Source organism: Candidatus Pelagibacter sp., assembly GCF_052049995.1.
In the GTDB taxonomy this organism is placed as follows: Bacteria; Pseudomonadota; Alphaproteobacteria; order Pelagibacterales; family Pelagibacteraceae; genus Pelagibacter.
Genome location: NZ_JBNGYX010000003.1, coordinates 72,960 through 93,594, shown reverse-complemented (window position 1 = coordinate 93,594; position 20,635 = coordinate 72,960). Strand labels below are relative to the sequence as shown.

24 protein-coding genes are annotated in these 20,635 nt (G+C 30.1%); 15 read left to right on the top strand and 9 right to left on the bottom strand.

Annotation, left to right across the window (positions count from 1 at the left end; translation table 11 throughout):
* Positions 1-80 precede the first annotated feature (80 nt).
* Positions 81-551, bottom strand: a complete 471-nt coding sequence (bcp, locus tag ACTT9Y_RS03765; protein ID WP_440933076.1) for a thioredoxin-dependent thiol peroxidase — start codon at positions 549-551, stop codon at positions 81-83.
* On the bottom strand, positions 544-1,521 hold the full coding sequence (locus ACTT9Y_RS03760; protein WP_440933075.1) for a glycosyltransferase family A protein: 978 nt from the start codon (positions 1,519-1,521) through the stop codon (positions 544-546). Before ACTT9Y_RS03760 ends, bcp begins: the two co-directional genes overlap by 8 nt.
* Before the next feature lie 25 nt (positions 1,522-1,546).
* Here ACTT9Y_RS03760 and ACTT9Y_RS03755 point away from each other — a divergent pair, with 25 nt between their 5' ends.
* The gene (locus tag ACTT9Y_RS03755) at positions 1,547-1,930 is read left to right on the top strand and encodes a rhodanese-like domain-containing protein (protein WP_440933074.1); all 384 of its coding nucleotides are present in this window, start codon (positions 1,547-1,549) and stop codon (positions 1,928-1,930) included.
* On the opposite strand, the gene ACTT9Y_RS03750 is transcribed toward ACTT9Y_RS03755, so the two are convergent.
* Positions 1,927-2,505: a 2-hydroxychromene-2-carboxylate isomerase gene (locus ACTT9Y_RS03750; RefSeq protein ID WP_440933073.1), complete on the bottom strand. Its 579-nt coding sequence runs from the start codon at positions 2,503-2,505 to the stop codon at positions 1,927-1,929. The genes ACTT9Y_RS03755 and ACTT9Y_RS03750 overlap by 4 nt on opposite strands.
* Positions 2,498-2,971: an ABA4-like family protein gene (locus tag ACTT9Y_RS03745; protein WP_075484617.1), complete on the bottom strand. Its 474-nt coding sequence runs from the start codon at positions 2,969-2,971 to the stop codon at positions 2,498-2,500. Before ACTT9Y_RS03745 ends, ACTT9Y_RS03750 begins: the two co-directional genes overlap by 8 nt.
* A 26-nt stretch (positions 2,972-2,997) precedes the next feature.
* Here ACTT9Y_RS03745 and ACTT9Y_RS03740 point away from each other — a divergent pair, with 26 nt between their 5' ends.
* Positions 2,998-3,561: a regulatory protein RecX gene (locus tag ACTT9Y_RS03740; RefSeq protein ID WP_440933072.1), complete on the top strand. Its 564-nt coding sequence runs from the start codon at positions 2,998-3,000 to the stop codon at positions 3,559-3,561.
* Positions 3,562-3,695: 134 nt separating this feature from the next.
* Here the strand turns inward: ACTT9Y_RS03740 and ACTT9Y_RS03735 are convergent, their stop codons facing one another.
* The gene (locus tag ACTT9Y_RS03735; RefSeq protein WP_440933071.1) at positions 3,696-4,466 is read right to left on the bottom strand and encodes a 3'(2'),5'-bisphosphate nucleotidase CysQ family protein; all 771 of its coding nucleotides are present in this window, start codon (positions 4,464-4,466) and stop codon (positions 3,696-3,698) included.
* Positions 4,463-4,633 carry a DUF3553 domain-containing protein gene (locus ACTT9Y_RS03730; RefSeq protein WP_075484623.1) on the bottom strand — a complete coding sequence of 57 codons (171 nt, stop codon included), beginning with the start codon at positions 4,631-4,633 and terminating at the stop codon, positions 4,463-4,465. Before ACTT9Y_RS03730 ends, ACTT9Y_RS03735 begins: the two co-directional genes overlap by 4 nt.
* Before the next feature lie 41 nt (positions 4,634-4,674).
* Between ACTT9Y_RS03730 and mnmA the strand changes: the two genes are divergently transcribed.
* From mnmA to ACTT9Y_RS03670, 12 genes are all read left to right on the top strand, one after another.
* Positions 4,675-5,793, top strand: coding sequence for a tRNA 2-thiouridine(34) synthase MnmA (gene mnmA, locus ACTT9Y_RS03725; protein ID WP_440933070.1), 1,119 nt, complete (start codon positions 4,675-4,677; stop codon positions 5,791-5,793).
* Between the two features lie 163 nt (positions 5,794-5,956).
* Positions 5,957-7,135: a trans-sulfuration enzyme family protein gene (locus ACTT9Y_RS03720; protein ID WP_440933069.1), complete on the top strand. Its 1,179-nt coding sequence runs from the start codon at positions 5,957-5,959 to the stop codon at positions 7,133-7,135.
* Positions 7,132-8,352 carry an MFS transporter gene (locus ACTT9Y_RS03715; protein ID WP_440933068.1) on the top strand — a complete coding sequence of 407 codons (1,221 nt, stop codon included), beginning with the start codon at positions 7,132-7,134 and terminating at the stop codon, positions 8,350-8,352. The genes ACTT9Y_RS03720 and ACTT9Y_RS03715 overlap by 4 nt, the downstream gene beginning before the upstream one ends.
* Entirely contained in the window at positions 8,330-9,544 is a 1,215-nt protein-coding gene (locus ACTT9Y_RS03710; protein WP_440933067.1) for a chorismate-binding protein, read from the top strand. Before ACTT9Y_RS03715 ends, ACTT9Y_RS03710 begins: the two co-directional genes overlap by 23 nt.
* Positions 9,541-10,098: an aminodeoxychorismate/anthranilate synthase component II gene (locus ACTT9Y_RS03705; protein WP_075484633.1), complete on the top strand. Its 558-nt coding sequence runs from the start codon at positions 9,541-9,543 to the stop codon at positions 10,096-10,098. The genes ACTT9Y_RS03710 and ACTT9Y_RS03705 overlap by 4 nt, the downstream gene beginning before the upstream one ends.
* Entirely contained in the window at positions 10,061-10,804 is a 744-nt protein-coding gene (locus ACTT9Y_RS03700; protein WP_440933066.1) for an aminotransferase class IV, read from the top strand. Before ACTT9Y_RS03705 ends, ACTT9Y_RS03700 begins: the two co-directional genes overlap by 38 nt.
* A 2-nt stretch (positions 10,805-10,806) precedes the next feature.
* Positions 10,807-11,205 carry an HIT family protein gene (locus ACTT9Y_RS03695; protein ID WP_440933065.1) on the top strand — a complete coding sequence of 133 codons (399 nt, stop codon included), beginning with the start codon at positions 10,807-10,809 and terminating at the stop codon, positions 11,203-11,205.
* Between the two features lie 104 nt (positions 11,206-11,309).
* The gene (locus ACTT9Y_RS03690; RefSeq protein WP_440933064.1) at positions 11,310-12,110 is read left to right on the top strand and encodes an adenylyl-sulfate reductase; all 801 of its coding nucleotides are present in this window, start codon (positions 11,310-11,312) and stop codon (positions 12,108-12,110) included.
* A gap of 44 nt (positions 12,111-12,154) precedes the next feature.
* Complete coding sequence (gene aprB, locus ACTT9Y_RS03685) at positions 12,155-12,625, top strand: adenylyl-sulfate reductase subunit beta (protein ID WP_440933063.1); 471 nt, start codon at positions 12,155-12,157, stop codon at positions 12,623-12,625.
* Positions 12,625-14,484: an adenylyl-sulfate reductase subunit alpha gene (aprA, locus tag ACTT9Y_RS03680; protein WP_440933062.1), complete on the top strand. Its 1,860-nt coding sequence runs from the start codon at positions 12,625-12,627 to the stop codon at positions 14,482-14,484. The genes aprB and aprA overlap by 1 nt, the downstream gene beginning before the upstream one ends.
* 21 nt (positions 14,485-14,505) lie before the next feature.
* Positions 14,506-14,856: a hypothetical protein gene (locus ACTT9Y_RS03675; RefSeq protein WP_440933061.1), complete on the top strand. Its 351-nt coding sequence runs from the start codon at positions 14,506-14,508 to the stop codon at positions 14,854-14,856.
* A gap of 233 nt (positions 14,857-15,089) precedes the next feature.
* Positions 15,090-16,169 carry a TSUP family transporter gene (locus ACTT9Y_RS03670; protein ID WP_440933060.1) on the top strand — a complete coding sequence of 360 codons (1,080 nt, stop codon included), beginning with the start codon at positions 15,090-15,092 and terminating at the stop codon, positions 16,167-16,169.
* Here ACTT9Y_RS03670 and ACTT9Y_RS03665 read toward each other — a convergent pair.
* The 3 genes from ACTT9Y_RS03665 to ACTT9Y_RS03655 are packed head-to-tail and all read right to left on the bottom strand — an operon-like array spanning position 16,166 to position 18,704.
* On the bottom strand, positions 16,166-17,233 hold the full coding sequence (locus tag ACTT9Y_RS03665) for a YeiH family protein (protein ID WP_440933059.1): 1,068 nt from the start codon (positions 17,231-17,233) through the stop codon (positions 16,166-16,168). The two genes, ACTT9Y_RS03670 and ACTT9Y_RS03665, sit on opposite strands and share 4 nt — an antisense overlap.
* A 15-nt stretch (positions 17,234-17,248) precedes the next feature.
* Entirely contained in the window at positions 17,249-18,415 is a 1,167-nt protein-coding gene (locus ACTT9Y_RS03660) for a UxaA family hydrolase (protein WP_075536164.1), read from the bottom strand.
* A 4-nt stretch (positions 18,416-18,419) separates the two neighbouring features.
* A complete protein-coding gene (locus ACTT9Y_RS03655) occupies positions 18,420-18,704 on the bottom strand; it encodes a UxaA family hydrolase (protein WP_440933058.1) in 285 nt (94 codons plus the stop codon).
* A gap of 111 nt (positions 18,705-18,815) precedes the next feature.
* On the opposite strand from ACTT9Y_RS03655, the gene xsc reads away from it, so the two are divergent.
* Complete coding sequence (gene xsc / locus ACTT9Y_RS03650) at positions 18,816-20,600, top strand: sulfoacetaldehyde acetyltransferase (RefSeq protein WP_440933057.1); 1,785 nt, start codon at positions 18,816-18,818, stop codon at positions 20,598-20,600.
* Positions 20,601-20,635: the final 35 nt, after the last annotated feature.

The following is a 20,635-nucleotide window of genomic DNA, read 5'->3' as shown; positions in this document are numbered from 1 at the left end:
GAGCCTCTAAAATTAAAAAAAAATTAACTATAATCTCTCTCTCTAGTTAGTTAACAGAAGGCCTCGGTAACGGGGCCTTTTTATTTTTTACTGATATTTTCTAAAGTTTCCAAGACCTCTTGAGCATGTCCATTAACTTTTACATTGTTCCAAATTTTTAATATTTTACCCTTTTTGTCGATCAGAAAAGTTGTTCTAACTATTCCTAAAAACTCTCGACCCATGAACTTTTTTTTTGCCCATACCTTATATTTTTTAAGTACTTTTTTTTCTTCATCAGCCAATAAATCAAATTTAATCTTGTATTTATTTTTAAATTTTTCATGACTATTTAAATTATCTTTAGAAATTCCTAATATTTCGCAATTTAATTTTTTAAATTTTGGAAGCAATTTATTAAAATCGTTAGTTTCAGTTGTGCAACCTGGCGTATCATCTTTGGGATAAAAATAAATAATGACATAATTACCTTTAGAGTTTTTAAGAGAGTAATCTTTGTTACTTGTAGATGGTAATTTAAAATCTGGTGCCTTTGTATTTTCTTTAATCATTTATTTCATTTTCCTCCCAAAGTTTTTTATAATCAATTAATGGTGATAAGCCGTAACTTGAATTAATATTTGTTAAATGTAGTGATAAACTTTTTAAGGGAGAAATACAAATTTCTTTTAAATATATTTCATTTAAATATTTCTCAAATGGATCGTGTCTATCTAGACAATTCTTATAAAAGTTGTCCCAATATTTATCTAATAAGTTTTTAGTTGTCATGAAGGTACATAGTGTTTTATCTACAGTTCTCCAATGACGTTTATTTCCAATTAATACATTTGTTTTAGCATTATTCATGTAAAGATAAGGATAATCAGATGGACACATAAAAATATCCTTGTTTAGTTGTGATGCAATTCTTTCAAAAGAAGCTACCATTTCCTCCAACATTGGTTCAAAATGCAAATAATCATCCTCAATAAAGTAAATTAAATCTTCGCCAGCATTTTTTCCAATCTCAAAACTTTGAAGTAAACTCGCAAGGTTTGCAAAAGTTTCTTTATTTTTTTGTTCTGATATTTTTTTTTTATATTTTGAGTAATCTAAATTAATTATCTGTATATTATTTCTATCAATTACTTTTTTAATTATATTAAGTTTTTCAATACTTGAATTATCATCAACAATTATTGTTTTAACATTTATGGTTGGATATTTATTTTTTAAAAAATCAATTGATCTAATAAGCGAATTTAATGATCTTTTAGTATATTCAATTTTTGGATGCTCAAATAACCTTCTTCTATTTTGATCCCAAATCTCAATATCTGTATTCATTCTTAGTACAATGAGTATTGAATTTACTTTTTTTGTAATTTTGACCTCTCCTAAAGGTAAAACTATAGATTTTTCATTCAAAATTGATAATTCTTCATTTAATTCCTTTCCTAATGTTGGAGACGAAAAATTATTTTGATCTAAAATTTCGTATCCTAAAAATTTAGAGATTTTTATAAAAAATTTTTTCATAATGTGTTATAGGTTTTACAATATTATGGTCATTAAATCATTACAAACGCTAGTTAATGAAACTTTAAAAGAGATTAAAACAATTAATGCAGATCAAGCTTATCAAATGGTCCAAGATAAAAATTGTAATCTAATCGACATAAGAGAAAGTAATGAACTAGAAAATACAGGAAGCGTTGAAGGAGCAAGTCATATTCCAAGAGGAATGCTTGAAGTATATTTAGATCCTAATAGTCCTGTATTTCAAAATGGACAAATAGACCAAAATAAAGAATTTGTTTTATTTTGTGCGGGAGGTGTAAGATCAGCTTTAGCTGTAAAATCATTAAAAGATATGGGATATCAAAAAGTATCACATATTGATGGTGGCTTTGGATCTATAGCTAGCAGCAAATTTAAAATAATTTAATCAGCATTAAATTCTTCTAAAGCATATTCAAGTCTATCTTGTCCCCAAAAAATTTTATTATTGACTATAAAGGTTGGAGTTCCAAAAACTTCTTTTTGAAAAGCATCAGCAGTTAATTTAATCAATTTATCTTTAACTGATTGTTCCTTTATATTTTGAAAAAATTCTTCACTATCAATATTTAAATTCTTTAATAATTTAGAAATATTTTCACTATTTGATAAGTCATGATTATCTTTCCAATATGCATCAAAAAAGCAATTTAAGTAATCGTTTTGCTTATCCTTACTAACACTAATATATCCTCTCATTATATTTAATGAATTTATTGGAAAATTAGAATTCCATTTAAATTTAATGTTATTTTTTTCAGATACTAAATTGCAATCATTTATATTATTTTTTAATTTATATTTATTAAATGCAGGAGAATCAATTCCAGCTAGTTTATGAAGACCTCCTAAATAAATTGGTTTGTAATTAAATAAGATACTTTTAATTTTAAGAATTTTTTTGTGTGCGATATATGCATAAGGGCTAATTATATCGAAATAAAAGTCTATATGATTACTCATATAAACTAATTCTTTTTGCGTAAAAAATTCTAATTATCCAGTATAAAAATAAACCTATTGGACCAATTAAATAAGTAACTATTAATGGTACAGCCATCAAAACTTTGTTTATAGAAAACTTTTGAGAATCTTTAACAATCCAACCACCAATAAATAAGTTTATTGCTATGAAATGAGTCCAAAAAATCATTATGTACAAATGGTCTTCAAATAATCTAGATAGCTCGCTTAGACCCAAGTAAAGAGAGAAATTGCCATCAAAATCATAACCAATTAAATAAGATTTGTATAGAATGAAGATATATACACCACTTAATATGAAAAAAGGAAAAATTGATGTTACAAAAATTCTACTTAAATGTGATTGAGGAAACACTATCAAGATAAACCAAAAAGGCAGAACTCCAAGGTTGATCCACATGTAAAGTGTCTCTATTGTGAAATAAGTATAAATTTGTTCAATCATTTAGATATATTATATTAATTCTAACAATGATTCCTATAAGAAATAGAAAAAAAACACTTCAAGTAACCGTTGATGAGATGCGTAATTTTGCCTTTGCTTATGTTGAAAAGTATGCTCCTTCAAAACAACAACTTAAAACTTATTTATTAAAAAAATATATGAAACTATCTGCGTCTGATGTGAGAAAAAAAGATGTTAATAAATTGATTGATATTGTTTTGTCCGACTTAGAAAAAAACAGATTTATAAATGATCAATTTTATTCTGAAAGTAAAGCTAAAAGCATGATCCAAAGAGGAAACTCAATTAACAAGATTAGAAATTATTTAATTGGAAAAGGAATTGACGAGACATTTATTAAGGGCACGGTCGAGAAAATAAAGGAAAATAATTCTGATCAAGATTTTTTTTCAGCAATAAAATTATGTAAAAAGAAAAGAATTGGCCCAGCTAGAGCAGAGGATAATAGAACTTTATTTTATAAAAAAGATATATCTCTACTTGCAAGAAATGGTTTTGATTTTGATACATCAAAAAAGGTAATGGATATAGAAAAAGATGAATATCTTAAAATAATTAATCTACTTTAAATTTTTATCTTTTTCTTCTTTAACAAGCTGATTTATTTTATTTCTTATATAATTTTTTACGAAAACAAATAATAACAACCCAAAAATTGAAACAGAAACAATTATTATTAGTATTATTCTTAATTGTTCATCCATTATAAAATATTTTTATTTTTCAAAATTATACTTGGATTTTTAAAATCTTTTTTACCATACAAAATTTCATTTCCTTCAAAATCAGTTACAGTTCCACCCGAATGTTCTAGAATTGCATGGCCAGCAGCTATATCCCATTCATAAGCTCTTGGTTCAGCAACATAACCATCATATTCACCAGCAGCAACGACACAGAATTTTAAAGAACTTTTCATTCTAATATTTTCTTTTACTCCCAAATCATCATAAATTTTTTGAATTTCAGGCTTTATTATATTTGAGTATGAAATAAATTTTAAATTTTCTTTTTTCTTAGCAGTTAAATTACTTAAGTTTGTTTTTTTACTGTTTCTTAGCTCAAATGCATTACCTTTCTCATATGAATAAAACATTCTTTTTTTTGCAGGAGCATTTATTAATCCTGCAACAGGTTTGTTATTAACTATCAAACCAGCATTAATGGTAAATTCTTCTAAATTATTAATATAATCATAAGTTCCATCAATAGGATCAATAAGCCAGAAATCTTTTAAATTTAGGTTATCTTTATTTTCAGAGGTCTCCTCTGAAATGATAGGTAAATTAGGAGTAATCTCAGAAATTTTTTTTAATAAAAATTTGTTAACTTCCAAATCGCCATTACTTACTGGTGTATTGTCTGATTTTATTTTTTTTTCCAAACCCTTTTCTCTTAATTGAATAGCCAAATCTCCAGCCTCTAAAAAATTATCGATTAAATTTTCAACAATCTCTTTTAATTTTAACTTCATTTTCCTAGTTTTTTTAATTCAACATTTTTTGCGTTAATTACTTTTTTTCCAGCATTTTCAAAATTAACTGTCACTTTATCGTTAATTATAGATTGCACTTGCCCAATTCCCCATTCTTTTTTTTGAGGATTAGTGACTTTGTCACCTGGTTCATAGTCTAAAATCATTTAATTTAACTTATATTGTAAATAAGTATAAATACCACCTTATGAATAAAAATTTAAATTCTATCGGTTTAGATAAGAAACCTTCAGATACTACCGTAGTAGTCGCAATGTCAGGTGGAGTAGATTCCTCCACTGTTGCAGGCATTATGAAAAAAGAGGGATATAAAGTGATTGGAATAACCTTGAAGCTTTATGACGATGGTAAAGAAGTCGCTGCATCAAAGCAGTGCTGTTCAGGTCAAGATATAATGGACGCAAAACGCGTTGCACATAAGCTAGGTATAGAACATAAAATTTTATATTACCAAGATAAGTTTAAACAAGGTGTTATAGATAATTTTGTTCAAAGCTATTTAAAAGGTGAAACGCCAATTCCATGTGTTCAGTGTAATCAAACTGTTAAATTTAAAGATTTATTTGAAGTTTCAAAAGAACTCAAAGCTGATGCATTAGTAACAGGTCACTATGTAAAAAGTGTTACAGAAAATAAAACCACAAACATGTATAGAGCAATAGATGAAAATAGAGACCAAAGTTATTTTTTATTCAACACAACTAGGGAACAATTAGACTATTTAAGATTTCCATTAGGTGGAATGTTAAAAGATAAAACTAGAGAGATTGCAAAAAATTTAGATTTAAACGTTGCAGATAAACCTGACAGTCAGGACATCTGTTTTGTCCCGAATGGCGATTATTCTTCTGTGATACAAAAGTTCAGACCTGACTCGTTTCAAAAAGGAAATATAAAAAATTTAGATGGTAATGTAATTGGTGTTCATGATGGAATTATCAATTTTACAATTGGACAAAGAAAAGGCATTAAAGTTTCAGACAAAGAAGCTCTATATGTATTAAAGATTAATTCTGATAAAAATGAAATAATAGTTGGACCTAAAGAAAAACTTGGGAAAAAAACAATTTCATTAAAGGAAATAAATTTATTAACCAACAAAGAGGATTTAGATCAAAATCTATTTGTTAAAGTTAGATCTACCGGAAGTCTTTTAGAGGCAAAGGTTGATTTAATAGATAACAAAAATGCAAAAGTTAATTTAGCTTTTCCGGAAGACGGCATTTCACCTGGTCAGGCATGTGTATTCTACCGCAAAGACCAGTTTGGTCACAAAGTTCTTGGTGGCGGATGGATTAAAGAATAGTAGAAGAATTATTTCTTTTTATTTTTTCTTTTAGCTCTTCTTTTTTTAGACCCTTGTTTTCTTCGGCCTCTATGTTTTTTTGGGTAACTCATTTAATCCTATGTTAATTTTATTGACATTTTAGTGGGATATAGCATTGTCTTATAAACATATCAAATTTTTTATGGGTAATTCTTTTAAAACATTCCTTAAACATACAGCAAAAGATTTTCATAACCAGTCAGTAAATCCTCCAGTAGTTAGAGCCTCTACAATTATCTTTAAATCTATGCAGGATATTAAAAAAACACAAAATAAATATTTGAAAGATCCAGTTAGCGGAAATTTTGATTATGGGAGACAGGGAACATCTACTACTTATGCATTGCAACAAATTTTACGAAAAATTGAAGAATGCTATAAAGTTTATCTAACCCCTACTGGTTTTGGTGCTATATTTCTTGGGGTATTAAGTGTTGTTAAACCAGATGATGAAATACTTGTAACTGACTCTGTTTACTCGCCCTCACGACTTTTGACAGAAACATACTTAAAGAAATTTAATATTAAAGCAGTATTTTATAATCCAAATGATTTAAATGATTTAAAAAATAAAATTACAAAAAAAACAAAACTTATTTTAGTAGAAAATCCTGGAAGTAACACTTTTGAGTTTCAAGATTTATCTAAAATTGTGTCATTAGCCAAAAAAAACCAAATTTATACAGCAATAGATAACACTTGGGGAACGCCATATTTTTTAAAGCCAATTAAATTAGGTTTCGATATGTCAATTGTTTCTGCAACAAAATATTACTCAGGTCACTCTGATGTTATGGGTGGTAGTTTGGCAATAAGTAAAAGAGTTTTTAAATTAGTAGAAGCGACAAGTAAGGTTTCGGGTTTAAGATTGGGTCCTGATGATGCCTACTTAATTCTTAGAGGTATCAGAACCTTAGATGTAAGATTGGAAAAACACCAAGAAAATGCATTTAAAGTCTCTAAGTTTTTATCAAAACAGAAAAAAATAATTAAAGTTTTTTATCCGTATAAAAAAAGTAGTCAAAATTATAAATTATGGAAAAAATATTATTCTGGAGCATCGGGTTTATTAGGATTTAAAATAAAATCAAAAAATAAAAAATCAGTTTTAAAATTTGTTAATTCTTTAAAACTTTTTGGGTATGGATTTAGTTGGGGAGGTTTTGAAAGCTTAGCACTTTATCAAACACACCAAGCACTAGGAAAGAGACAATTTACACATATAAATAAGGATGAACATATAATAAGGATGCATATTGGACTTGAAGATCCTAAAGATATTATAGATGATATAAAACAAGCATTAAAATTTATTAAATGAATTCAGAAAGTTTTACTATTAGCAAAAAAGCACTAATCACTTTAATTGCCGCTTCTATAGTTGTAATTATTTCTTTAGGAATAAGACAGACCTTTGGATTGTTTTATTTTGATTTTAATACTGACTTAGATATTTCAATATCCCATTTTGGTTTTGTTATGGGATTGCAGTTATTACTTTGGGGGGTATTCAGTCCGTTGTTTGGTGTAATTACTGATAAATACGGAGGAGCTGTTGCAATATTTATTGGTTTTGTTTTTTATTTAGTTGGGGTTTTGCTTTTTTATTCTGGCTATAATACTGGAGGTTATTTTACTTTAACTATAGGAGTGATGATTGGAATAGGCTTAGGCTCCACTGCAATAGGTATTCCGGTATCAGTGGTAGCTAAACATTTTCCAGCATCTAATAGAACTATTGCAACTGGAATTGTTACATGTGCAGGTTCATTCGGATATTTTGTATCACCTTTACTTGTAAGATATTCCTTAGTTGAAACAGGCTGGGAAAATACACTTTTATATTTTTCTCTTCTTTTAGGTTTAGGATTAGTGGTAGCTTTGTTTGTTAGTACTCCAAAAATACCTGTAGGAGTTAATCAAGATAACAATCAAACAGCAATAGATGCTCTAAAAGAGGCATTTGCAAACAAAAGTTTTATTTATCTCACTTTAGGTTTTTTTGTTTGTGGTTGGCATATTGCTTTAGTAGCAACACACATTCCTACTTATATGGCAGACAAAGGTTTGCCTAACTGGACGCCTGCAATGGTTTTAGCTTTGATTGGTATATTTAATATGGCTGGTACGATTACCAGCGGTTATTTAGCAACAAGGTATAGTAAGAAAAAAATTTTAAGTGCCATTTATCTATTAAGAGGAATTTCTATAATTTATTTTATTTTCTTACCACCAAGTATATTTAACTCGATAGTTTTTGGAGTTACTTTTGGTTTTTTATGGTTATCCACAGTTCCTCCAACAAATGGAATTGTTGCACACATTTTTGGTACAAAATATGTTGGACTGTTATATGGAATAGTTTTTGTAAGCCATCAAATTGGTTCTTTCCTAGGAGCATATCTTGGTGGTGTATTTTATGAGTTAAATGGAAATTTTGATTATGCATGGTACGGATCTATCGCATTATCAATTTTTGCAGGTCTGATACATTTACCTATAGTAGAAAAAGCAATTGAAAGAACTCAGCCAGCATAAGTTTAAATTTAACCCATATTTAGAGGATCTGTATCAATCAGATAAACCTTTAATTATTTATAAAGTAGATGATGGGTATAATATTTACACTGATTTTTCCAAAAAAATTGTTTTAACAAAAAAAAATATACATAATTTTCTTAAATCGTTAGAGAAAAAAAAATACAAAAAAGAGACAGATTTATATCTTGGTTTTTTTGGTTACGAAATTTTATGTAATTTAATTGGTATTAATTTAAAAAATAAAAAAAGGATAAATTTTTATAAAGGGGTTTTTTATAAACCTGAGACAATAATTAAAATCAGAAAAGATATTAAAGTTATATCTAGTATAAAAAAACATACATTCAATTATCAATTCAGCAAAACTCAAATACTAAGTCCCTTTAAGATCAATATTTCTTATGAAAAATATAAAAAAATATTTGAATTATTTTCAAAAAAAATAAGACAAGGTGAAACTTATCAAATTAAAATTTGTACAAAATATAAAAATAAATCTTTAATTAATCCTATTAATTTTTTTTGGAAATTAATGCGTGTTAATGCTTCCCCAGAGTCATTTATGATAAAAGACAAGGATTATTCGATAGTAAGTTGCTCTCCAGAAACATTGATAGATAAGAAAAAAAACAAAATAATTACAAAACCAATTGCTGGTACTTTTAAGAAAAAATACTCTTCTAATAAAAATATAGCTCTTAAATATTTTAAAAATAATGAGAAAGAAACCAAAGAACACAACATGATAGTTGATATGGAAAGAAGTGATTTATCTAAAATTTGTAAACCAGGAAGTGTTAAAATACTCAAAAAAAAATATGTTGAGGAATACAAGCATCTTTTTCACTATGTGACTTCAATAGGTGGAATATTAAATAAAAATACAAAATTGATTGATATTATTAGAGCGATGATGCCTGGAGGATCCGTAATTGGTTGCCCTAAAATAAGAACATTAGAACTTTTAAATAATCAAGAAAAAGAAAGCAGAAATATTTTTACAGGTAGTTTTGGATTTATTAAATTTAATCAAGATATGAAGTTTAATATTATTATTAGATCTATATTAAATTATAAAAATCAATCAGAGATCTCTGCTGCATCTGGTGTAGTGTTAGACAGCTCACCAAAGAAAGAGTTCAATGAAAATTATATTAAAGCAAAATCTTTACTGGAGTTATTTAAATGATTTACATAATTGATCATCAAGATTCTTTTACTTGGAATGTTGTTCATCAATTTGCAAAATTTGATAAAGTAATTTGCGCAAACTATTATGAAGTAAATGATAAATCGCTTGATAAAAGTGATGCGATCGTTTTATCTCCAGGACCTGGTTCACCAAAAGATTATCCAACAACATCAAAAATTTATAAAAAATATAAAGGAAAGAAAAAAATTATTGGTATTTGTCTTGGTTATCAAATGATTTTGTATAATGAAGGAGGTAAAATCATACAGCAAAAAAGAATATATCATGGATTTCAATCAAAAATAAAAACAAATAATCAAAGTAAAATTTTTAAAAATAATCAACAATTTAAAGTTGGTAGATATCATTCATTAAAATTAATGGAGCCATTCAAATCGAATTCAATTAAAATAACTATGAGATGTAGTAAAACAAAAATACCAATGGGCCTTGAGGATAATAAAAACAAAATATATGGGTTTCAATTTCATCCAGAATCTTTTTTAACAGAAAATGGCAACACTCTTATTAAAAAAATCTTATCAGCTTAGTAATCTTAAAGAAGTTCATTTTAATGATCTTTGGGGGTCTAGAGGTGTATTTACCACAATGCGAATGGTTGGAAAACCTCCTAAGTTTATACTTTTAAAACCGCATTTAGAGAACCTAATAAAATCTACAAAAAAATATGGAATAAGAAAAAACAATTTAGAAAATATTATTAAAGATTTAATTAACAAAAATACTCTACAAAAAGGTTCTGATAATTTATTTCGTATAGCGTTAAATAAAAAACTGATATCAGTCTCAATTAGAAAAAGACCAAAACCAAAAAGTAAATTTAATCTTTTATTGTTTAAATATAAACGAGTAGAACCAAATTATAAAAATCTCTATTATAAAAAAATATTATCAAAATTAAGTAAAGTTGACTCAACTAAATTTGATATTGCCCTAGTCGCTAATGATAAAATTTTAGAAACTGGTACTTCAAATTTAGTTTTTGTGAAAAATGGAAAGATTTTTTCACCTAAAAAAAATTGTTATTTTGGAAACACACTTAAATTTATAAGTAAGAAAATTAAAATTAATTTTAAAGATATTTCTATTAAATCAATTGATGATTATGATGAAATAATTCTTATTGGATCTGGTAAAGGAGTAACATCAGTTTCAAAAATAAATGATCTTAAATGGAAGAGAAGAAAGACTGGTTGTTACACTAAGTTAAATAAAATATATAATTCTCTTATTTAAACATGAAAGATCCAAACAACCCTTGTATATTTTGTAAAATTAAAAAAGAAGAACTACAGTTTGAAAATCAATCAGCATACTCATGCATAGATAGCTATCCTGTCTCAGAATTTCATAGTCTTATCGTTCCAAAAAGACATGTAGAGACATACTTTGATCTTACTAAAGAGGAAATTCAGGCATGTAATGAGTTAATTTTAAAAACTAAAGAAAAAATTTTAAAACAAGATTCTAGTGTTAAAGGTTTTAATATAGGCACAAATGCAGGTAAATCTGCAGGCCAATCAATTATGCATTGTCATATTCATCTAATTCCAAGAAGAGAAGGGGATGTCAAAAATCCTCAGGGTGGTATTAGGTCAGTGATTCCTAATAAACAACACTACAAACGCAAACTCTAAGTTGTTATTAAAAAAGACAAATTGACCAATACTTTTGATTGAAGTCTTTAGATAACTAGATTAGAAAACTCTAAACTAATTCAAAATTATTTTAAGGGTATTTAATGTTCACGATCAATCCTTTTTCAGTACTGGCAGAAACAGTTCCATCTATACTTATACAAGGCTTTGTAGTTTTAATGCTTTTATTGATTGTTACAGGTACACTTTTGGACATAATTCATAAAAAGAATGTGAAATACTTTTTTGAAAACGCTAAGAAAGCAAAAAAAAATGCGACTAAAGAACTATCGACTGGTGAAAGAATAGCAGTGGTTTCAAAAACAATTGCATACGACATTGGAACTACATCGGAACTAGGTGCAGGAAAAAGAAGAGTAGCACATGTTCTTGGTATGTATGGAACTATTCTTTTTTGGGTAGGATCTGTAGTAATGATATTCGGGTATTCTTCGGCAAATTCTGAAACTCCAACTATATGGCCTATGATTTGGCACATTGGTGCTTTAATGACTATTTTGGGGGGATCATGGTTTTGGTTCTTCTTAAGGGTAGATGTATATTCTGAAGCGCAACCATGGTACAGAATTATTAAAGCAGATTTATTTGTGCTAGCATTAATTGCAACTTCATTGACAGGATTTATTTGGTCATATCTTCAAAGTTTAAATTTGGATGGAAGATGGGACGCAAATTTATTTTTAGTATTATTTATAGTTTCAAATTTAGTTTTATTTGGTGGAGTTTATTGGTCAAAATTTGCTCACATGTTTTATAAGCCTGGTGCCGCAATACAAAAGAATTTAGCAGAAGCAGATGGTTCAAGAGACAATTTGCCTCCACCAGCAGATGCACCTGAGCAATTTGGATTGGGTATAAAAAGAGAGAAACCTAAACACTATTAATTGAAAATAATTATGATAAAAATAATAAAGGAGAAAAAATAATTATGTCAACTTTTGTTTATATGACTAGATGTGATGGATGTGGTCATTGTGTGGATATTTGTCCATCAGATATAATGCATATTGACGAAAATATTAGACGAGCAAAAAATATTGAACCTAATTTTTGTTGGGAATGCTATTCATGTGTCAAAGCATGTCCTAATCACGCAATTGATGTAAGAGGCTACGCTGATTTTGCTCCAATGGGGCATAGTGTTAGAGTAAGAAGAGAAGAGGAAAAAGGTACTATCTCTTGGAAAATTAAATTTAGAAATGGAACTGAAAAAAACTTTGTTTCTCCAATAACTACAAAACCTTGGGGAAAATTTATTCCAAAACTTGCAGAAGGTGAAAAAGTTAAACAAGGTGAGTTAAATTCTCAAAGATTATATACTGAACCAGAAGGTTTGAATATTGATGGAGAACTTCCATCTGTGCCTAAAGAGTCTTTCAAAAAAGGAGTTTATTATTAATGGCTAGTCATAAAACTCATTACGAAGATTGCGATATATTAGTTGTTGGTGGAGGTATGGCTGGTACGGGTGCTACCTTTGAAGCAAGACACTGGGGTAGAGATATGAAAATTGTTTGTGTCGAAAAAGCTAACATCGATAGAAGTGGAGCTGTTGCTCAAGGACTTTATGCAATTAACTGTTACATGGGAATGCAATGGGGTGAGAACCAACCAGAGGACCACGTCAGATATGCAAGAAATGACTTAATGGGAATGGTTAGAGAAGATTTAGGTTATGACATGGCACGTCACGTAGATTCTACAGTTCATATGTTTGATGAATGGGGTCTTCCAATGATGAAGAATGAGGAAACTGGTAGATATTTAAGAGAAGGTAAATGGCAAATAATGATCCATGGAGAAAGTTATAAACCAATTGTTGCTGAGGCAGCAAAAAAATCTGCCGATAAAATTTATAACAGAATAATGGTTACACATCTTTTAATGGACGAGTCTCAAGAAAATAGAATTGGTGGTGCAGTTGGATTTAACATGAGAACAGGTGATTTCCATGTATTTAGAGCAAAAGCGGTAATTGTTGCTGCTGGAGGAGCTTCACACATTTTTAAACCAAGAGCGGTTGGAGAAGGAATGGGTAGAACTTGGTATGCTCCATGGAGTAATGGATCTGCATATGCATTACCTATTGCTGCTGGTGCAAAGATGACCCAAATGGAAAACAGAATTGTATTATGTAGATTTAAAGATGGGTATGGACCAGTTGGGGCATATTTCCTTCATTTAAAAACGTACACACAAAATGCAAATGGCGAAAATTATGAAAAAAAATGGTATAACCAAACCAAAGAGTTAGTTGGTGAATATATCGATCATCATCCAACACCAACTTGTTTGAGAAATCATGCATTTATTCAAGAAGTAGCTGCTGGTGGTGGACCAATCCATATGGTGACTACTGAGGCATTCCAAGATCCACATTTAGAAACAGTAGGTTGGGAAAATTTCTTAGGAATGACTGTTGGTCAAGCTGTTGTTTGGGCTTCCCAAAATATTGATCCAAAATACACAAATCCAGAGTTGACTACATCTGAGCCCTATGTAATGGGTTCTCATGCTACTTGTTCTGGCGCATGGGTGAGTGGCCCTGAAGATTTATCACCACCAGAATATTTCTGGGGTTATAACAGAATGCTGACTATTGACGGTTTATTTGGTGCAGGAGATACAGTTGGTGGAAGCGCACATAAGTTTTCATCTGGATCCTTTACAGAAGGTAGATTAGCTGCAAAAGCTGCCGTTAAATATATTGAAGACAAAAAAGCAGAAGGGGTTAAAGTTTCAGATAAACAGTGTGAGGATTTCAAAACTGCAGTTTATAAACCATTAGAAAACTATACAGTTGCTAGAAATGAGATTACTGGTGGGACAGTTTCTCCTAGCTATATATCTCCTATCCAAGGCCTTCAAAGGTTACAGAAAATCATGGATGAATATGTTGGTGGAATTACTTCAAATTATATGACTAATGGTAATATGCTAAAAAGAGGATTAGAATTGTTAGCTTGGCTTGAGGAAGATCTTGAAAACGTGGGAGCTGAGGATTATCACCAGCTTATGAGAGCCTGGGAATTAAAACACAGAGCTTTGACTTCTCAGTGTGTAACAGAACATACATTATTTAGGGAAGAGACTAGATGGCCAGGATATTATTATAGAGGTGATCATATGAAACTTGATGATGAAAATTGGCATTGTTTAACAGTTTCTAGACGTGACCCTAAAACTGGTAAGTTTAGTATGGAGAAAGTTCCTGTGTACCATATAGTGGATGAGAACGAGAAGAAAAAAGCTTCTTAATAAACTTTTCAAATAAATTTTATGGATATTTTATCTAAAACAGATGATGAGATATTTGAAATAGCCAAACCTATTTGGAACAATTTAGTTAAATCATCTAATCTCAAAGATTATGGTGGTTTTACTAAAGATTTCTCCACTCAAATGCTTTTTGGTGCTAACGAAGTAGAGCTTGGTAAGCAGTGGGCTAATAACAAGCTAATTACTAATCTTAAAGAGACTTTTGAACCGTTTGGATGTCTTAGAAGAGGAGACCATATAACTGTTCTAATTAAACAGACAAATAAAGAGATCCCAGGAGAGTTCCTTGGAAGATTGGTTTTAGGAGTTGAGGACGATACAATTAAAGTTTTTGGGGCTACCATCTACTAAGCAAAAAAAATTGCTTAATAACAAATAATTGTTTGACAAATTTCGTTGTGGGTGTATTGACGAATTTAATGTTACTCTCTAACGTAAAAATTATTAATAAACTCTCAAATTTTAAAACTACATTTATTAAGGCAGGAATTATAGTAAGCTTAACAGCTTACTGGGGAGTGATTTTAGTTGGAACTTTTATCACTTTTAACTAAGTTGTTTTTTTAACAACTTTTAAATTTTTTATGGAAGTATTTTTACCGATAGCTCAAGTTTTTGTTAACCCAATCGAGATACTTTTACTTAGTGCAATTGTTGGAGTGCTTTCAGGTTTATTTGGTGTTGGTGGTGGGTTTTTGATGACACCTTTTCTAATTTTTTTAGGAATACCTCCTGCATACGCAGTTGCCAATGAAGCAAATAATATTTTAGCTACTTCAGTTTCTGGATCTACCACGCATTACTTAAAAAATACTTTAGATTATAAAATGGGCTCAATGATTGTGATTGGAGGTGTAATTGGAACTTCTTTAGGAATTTACACTTTTACTTATTTTAAAGGTATTGGAAAAATTGATACAGTAATCTCTCTAGCTTATATGTATATATTGGCAATTATCGGAACTTTAATGTTGGTTGAGAGTTTGGGTGAAATAGATAAAGCAAAAAGAAACATCGTAGTTAAAAAAAAATTACATGTTCATTATTGGATACATGGACTTCCATTAAGGATGAGATTTCCAAAGTCAAAATTATATGAGAGTATTTTTACACCAATTATAATTGGTCTATTAGTTGGATTTATTGCAGCTATTATGGGAATTGGAGGTGCGTTTATTTTAGTTCCAGCAATGATTTATATTATTAAAATGCCTACTAAATTAGTTCCTGGTACATCTTTATTTGTAACAATTTTTGTAAGTGTGGTTGTTACTTTTCTTCATTCATTTAATTATGGATCTATAGATTTATTTCTAGTCCTTATGTTGGTTATAGGATCGATCATAGGAGTTCAGGTTGGACAAAAATTAGGAGAAAGAATTGATAGTTCTGGTTTAAGAGCTTTATTAGCAATTTTATTACTGATAGTGGGTATAGCGATTGCATACGATACTTTTTTTGCAGAAAAAATTATAAATGGCGGTGTTAAAGCAACTAGTTCAGATTTAAACTTCTTTTCTAAATTTATAATTGATTTTTCAAAGGAGATGCCATTCTTTTATGGACTATTTACAATTATGTTTGCAGTAATTTTAGGTGTTGGAGCTGCTTTTATAAGACGATTCATTTCAAATTTTAGAAAAAAATTATTAGTTAAATCTTAATTAAAATAATTTAGATATAATTCGATAGTTGTAATACAAACTAAACCAACAGTTGCCATACTTATAAAACCAACAACAAATGGTTTATAACCCATATTTTTAATTTCTTTTAAATTAGTTGAAAGACCTATTGCTGCCATCGCCATTGTTAAAAATATTTTTGAGGACAATTGAATACCTTCAATTGTAACCAACCATTTGTAATTATTTGAGTACATTAGATCGCCTAAATTTCTAATAATTATCATTGCTACAAAACCTAATACAAAGTAAGGAAAAATACCTATTATTGAGTATTTTTTTTCTGTAGTTTTTCCCCGATTATAAAGAAATGCAAATAAAGGGATCATGATAATCAAGAAGGTATTCCTTATTAATTTCGTTACTGTTGCGATATTTAAAGTTTCAGGACTATTAAACTGTTGGTCATAAATTAATCCTGCAGCTGCAACTTGAGAGGTTTCATGAATAGATGTTCCCAAAAACAATCCAATTAATAATGGCTCACTTTCAAAATAAAAGTTAGCAAAGTAAGGATAAATAAGCATTGAAAGTATTCCAAACAATGTAATATTAGCAATTGCATACGACACCTCGTTTTTTTTTGCACCAATAACGGGAGCAGTAGCCATAATTGCTGTGGTGCCACAAACAGTACTGCCTATTGATATTAGGTAAGCCATTCTTGTCGGTATTTTTAATTTTTTAATAAGAAGTTTAATTACTATTAACACACTGATTATACAGATTATAATTAATGGAATAGCTATTGCTCCAAATTCTAAAAACTCAAATGGCTTAAGTTGAATACCCAAACAGATAATACCAAGTTTTAAAATATATTTTTGTGTAAAATCCAATCCTTTTCGAAAAGATTCTCTAATTTGAAAAAAATTTCCAAAAAACATACCTAGCAAAATAGCAATCATTGCTGTAGAAATTGGACTTTTTTCATAGCCCAATAACTCAATACCTATGATATTATTAAAGCCTTCAGATAAAGTGTAAAGAACGAAAGCTAATATAATACCTGGTAATAGTACCAGATATTTTTCAGTTTTCATGTTAGTCTGAATTTATCAAGCACTTCTGTAAAGTTTAGTCATAACAAATTCTCTATGACCTAAAGCTTCAGCGCAAGTTAATCTACCGTTTGCCACTCTTAGTGTAGTTTTAATTAATTCATCACCCGCTTCAGATAAATTCATTTCTCTTGAAAGAATTTTTGAAACATCACAATCAATGTGCTCTCCCATACCTTTTACAGTTAATGGATTAGCTGTTAATTTAACAACAGGTTCAATTGGATTACCGACAATATTACCTTGTCCAGTTGGAAATAAATGAATATTAAAACCAGCAGCAGCTTGAAGTGTCACACATTCAGCAGCAGCAGATGATGTGTCCATAAAATATAAACCTTTTCCTTTAGTTGGTTCTTCGGCTGGTTCAAGAACGTCAATAAATTTACAATTTCCAATTTTTTGAAAATTCCCAAAAGCTTTTTCTTCAATTGTTGTAAGTCCTCCAGCTATATTCCCTGCTGTTGGTTGACTTTCAGAAAGATCATCTGTCGCTTCTTTTAAAATAAAATCATTATAAGAGCTCCAGGTTTTCATAAATTTGTCAGAAGCTTCTTTTGTAGCACCTCTTGTTGCACAAACTTGTTCTGCACCAGTTAATTCAGATGTTTCACCAAAACATAAATGAACACCTAATGGTTCAAGTTTGTCCATTAAGTTTCCAACAGTTGGGTTTGCAGCTAATCCTGATGTAGTATCAGACTCTCCACACTTAACTGAGATCCATAAATCACTTAAAGGACATTCTTCTCTTTGTTTTTCTGAAGCCCACATCACAAATTCTTGTGCTTTTTTTGATGCTTTCATTGTCGTACCAATGTCACCTGTACGCTCAATATGAAATCCTTCAACAGGTTTTCCAGTTTTAGCAATTCCATCTACAATTTTTTTTGTCCATTTCGGTTCAATACCGATGACAATTACAGCTGCAACGTTTGGATTACATCCAGTTCCTATCATTGTTCTAAAATGAAGCTCTAAATCTGCACCAAACTGAAGTCTTCCGTAAGAATGAGGAAGAGCGATTGTACCTTTAATGTTATTTGCAACTGCCTCTGCACATGCGTTCGAAATATCATCAACTGGCAAAATAATTACATGATTTCTTGTTCCAGCTCTGCCGTTTTCTCTTTTATAACCTAAAAAGCTCTTTGGGATTTCCATACTATTACCATTTCTTTGTTTTTACGTTGTGAACATGTACATGCTCACCTTTTTTGATTGATTTAACAACTTTACCAATATCGTGACCATACTTTAAAATAGTATCACCCTCTTTAAGATCAACCATTGCAATTTTATGACCTAAAGGTATTTCATCTACGGATTGAATATTTGTTGAACTGTCGTCTTCCATTATCCAGCATTTACAGTCTTGTTTAGGAGTGATTTTTTCAATAACAACTACTCCCACGTTGTCTTTTTTATCATGTATGATTATATCTGTTGCCATATCGTGTCGATTTGTTTGTTTGAATTTCGTAAAAACTTATATATTAATCGCACAAATTAACAAACGAATTTTATAAATAGTATAATTACACTTTAGAGAGGTTCTAGTTTTATGACAAAAATGACAACAGAGGAAGCTTTTGTAAAAGTTTTACAAATGCACGGTATTGAACATGCGTTTGGAATTATCGGTTCAGCCTTTATGCCAATTTCAGATATTTTTCCAGATGCAGGTATTACTTTCTGGGATGTCGCTCATGAAACAAATGGTGGTTTAATTGCTGATGGTTACACGCGGGCTACTGGTAAAATGTCAATGGTTATTGCTCAGAACGGACCTGGAATTACTGGATTAGTTACACCAATCAAAACAGCTTATTGGAATCATACTCCTCTTTTATTAGTGACACCGCAAGCAGCAAACAAAACAATAGGGCAAGGTGGATTTCAAGAAGTAGAGCAAATGAATTTATTCAAAGACATGGTTTGTTATCAAGAAGAAGTAAGAGATCCATCAAGAATGGCTGAAGTACTAAATAGAGTTATAGAAAAAGCTATAAGAGGATCAGCGCCAGCACAAATTAATGTTCCAAGAGATTATTGGTGTCAAGTAATTGATATCGATCTTCCTCCAATTGTAAGACTTGAAAGACAAGGGGGAGGAAATGATGCTGTAGCTCAAGCAGCTGACTTGCTATCTAAAGCAAAGTTTCCAGTAATTTTATCAGGAGCAGGTGTCGTTATTGGAGGAGCTATAGAAGCTACAAAAAAACTTGCAGAAAAATTAGATTCACCTGTTTGTTCAGGTTATCAACATAATGACAGTTTCCCAGGGAGCCATCCTTTAGCAGTTGGTCCTTTAGGATATAATGGATCAAAAGCTGCAATGGAATTAATTTCAAAAGCTGACGTAGTGCTAGCTTTGGGAACTAGATTAAATCCATTTTCGACTTTACCTGGTTATGGAATTGATTATTGGCCAAAAAATGCAAATATCATTCAAGTTGATATTAATCCTGACAGAATAGGTTTAACTAAAAAAGTTACTGTAGGAATAAGTGGTGATGCAAAATTAGTTGCTGAACAAATTTTTGAAAAATTATCTTCAAATGCTGGTGACGCTGACAGACAAGCTAGAAAAGACTTAATTCATCAAACTAAGTCAGCTTGGTTACAAAAGCTCTCAAGTTTAGATCATGAAGACGATGATGAGGGAACAGTCTGGAACAAAGAGGCAAGAGAAAGAGATGCAGATAGAATGTCACCAAGACAAGCTTGGAGAGCAATTCAAGCAGGAATGCCTGATGATGTAATTATATCAAGTGATATTGGCAATAACTGTGCGATAGGTAATGCTTACCCAACGTTTGAAAAGCCAAGAAAATATTTAGCACCAGGTTTATTTGGTCCTTGTGGTTACGGCTTTCCATCAATATTGGGAGCAAAAATTGGTTGTCCGGATACTCCTGTTATTGGATTTGCTGGTGATGGTGCTTTTGGAATAAGCATGAACGAAATGAGCTCATGTGCAAGGGAAGAGTGGCCCGCAATAACAATGGTTATTTTCAGAAATTATCAATGGGGTGCGGAAAAAAGAAATACGACACTTTGGTTTGATAATAACTTTGTCGGCACAGAATTAGATCCAGAATTAAGTTATGCTAAAGTTGCTGACGCATGTGGCTTAAAAGGTGTAACTGTTAGAACAATGGAAGAAACTACAAATGCAATCAAGCAATCTTGTGAGGATCAGAAGAAAGGAATTACAACATTTATTGAGGTAATTCTTAATCAAGAGCTTGGAGAACCATTTAGAAGAGATGCTATGAAAAAACCAGTAAGAGTAGCTGGCATTAAAAAAGAGGATATGAAGAAGCAGCCTTCTTTAAATTCTTAAAATCTTTTAAATCACAACCAATTATCGTAATCTTC

What these genes read in the sequence shown, in the direction of transcription:
- bcp (WP_440933076.1), bottom strand. Translation starts at nt 551, where the DNA reads ATGATTAAAGAAAATACAAAGGCACCAGATTTTAAATTACCATCTACA.
- ACTT9Y_RS03760 (WP_440933075.1), bottom strand. Translation starts at nt 1,521, where the DNA reads ATGAAAAAATTTTTTATAAAAATCTCTAAATTTTTAGGATACGAAATT.
- ACTT9Y_RS03755 (WP_440933074.1), top strand. Translation starts at nt 1,547, where the DNA reads ATGGTCATTAAATCATTACAAACGCTAGTTAATGAAACTTTAAAAGAG.
- ACTT9Y_RS03750 (WP_440933073.1), bottom strand. Translation starts at nt 2,505, where the DNA reads ATGAGTAATCATATAGACTTTTATTTCGATATAATTAGCCCTTATGCA.
- ACTT9Y_RS03745 (WP_075484617.1), bottom strand. Translation starts at nt 2,971, where the DNA reads ATGATTGAACAAATTTATACTTATTTCACAATAGAGACACTTTACATG.
- ACTT9Y_RS03740 (WP_440933072.1), top strand. Translation starts at nt 2,998, where the DNA reads ATGATTCCTATAAGAAATAGAAAAAAAACACTTCAAGTAACCGTTGAT.
- ACTT9Y_RS03735 (WP_440933071.1), bottom strand. Translation starts at nt 4,466, where the DNA reads ATGAAGTTAAAATTAAAAGAGATTGTTGAAAATTTAATCGATAATTTT.
- ACTT9Y_RS03730 (WP_075484623.1), bottom strand. Translation starts at nt 4,633, where the DNA reads ATGATTTTAGACTATGAACCAGGTGACAAAGTCACTAATCCTCAAAAA.
- mnmA (WP_440933070.1), top strand. Translation starts at nt 4,675, where the DNA reads ATGAATAAAAATTTAAATTCTATCGGTTTAGATAAGAAACCTTCAGAT.
- ACTT9Y_RS03720 (WP_440933069.1), top strand. Translation starts at nt 5,957, where the DNA reads ATGGGTAATTCTTTTAAAACATTCCTTAAACATACAGCAAAAGATTTT.
- ACTT9Y_RS03715 (WP_440933068.1), top strand. Translation starts at nt 7,132, where the DNA reads ATGAATTCAGAAAGTTTTACTATTAGCAAAAAAGCACTAATCACTTTA.
- ACTT9Y_RS03705 (WP_075484633.1), top strand. Translation starts at nt 9,541, where the DNA reads ATGATTTACATAATTGATCATCAAGATTCTTTTACTTGGAATGTTGTT.
- ACTT9Y_RS03700 (WP_440933066.1), top strand. Translation starts at nt 10,061, where the DNA reads ATGGCAACACTCTTATTAAAAAAATCTTATCAGCTTAGTAATCTTAAA.
- ACTT9Y_RS03695 (WP_440933065.1), top strand. Translation starts at nt 10,807, where the DNA reads ATGAAAGATCCAAACAACCCTTGTATATTTTGTAAAATTAAAAAAGAA.
- ACTT9Y_RS03690 (WP_440933064.1), top strand. Translation starts at nt 11,310, where the DNA reads ATGTTCACGATCAATCCTTTTTCAGTACTGGCAGAAACAGTTCCATCT.
- aprB (WP_440933063.1), top strand. Translation starts at nt 12,155, where the DNA reads ATGTCAACTTTTGTTTATATGACTAGATGTGATGGATGTGGTCATTGT.
- aprA (WP_440933062.1), top strand. Translation starts at nt 12,625, where the DNA reads ATGGCTAGTCATAAAACTCATTACGAAGATTGCGATATATTAGTTGTT.
- ACTT9Y_RS03675 (WP_440933061.1), top strand. Translation starts at nt 14,506, where the DNA reads ATGGATATTTTATCTAAAACAGATGATGAGATATTTGAAATAGCCAAA.
- ACTT9Y_RS03670 (WP_440933060.1), top strand. Translation starts at nt 15,090, where the DNA reads ATGGAAGTATTTTTACCGATAGCTCAAGTTTTTGTTAACCCAATCGAG.
- ACTT9Y_RS03665 (WP_440933059.1), bottom strand. Translation starts at nt 17,233, where the DNA reads ATGAAAACTGAAAAATATCTGGTACTATTACCAGGTATTATATTAGCT.
- ACTT9Y_RS03660 (WP_075536164.1), bottom strand. Translation starts at nt 18,415, where the DNA reads ATGGAAATCCCAAAGAGCTTTTTAGGTTATAAAAGAGAAAACGGCAGA.
- ACTT9Y_RS03655 (WP_440933058.1), bottom strand. Translation starts at nt 18,704, where the DNA reads ATGGCAACAGATATAATCATACATGATAAAAAAGACAACGTGGGAGTA.
- xsc (WP_440933057.1), top strand. Translation starts at nt 18,816, where the DNA reads ATGACAAAAATGACAACAGAGGAAGCTTTTGTAAAAGTTTTACAAATG.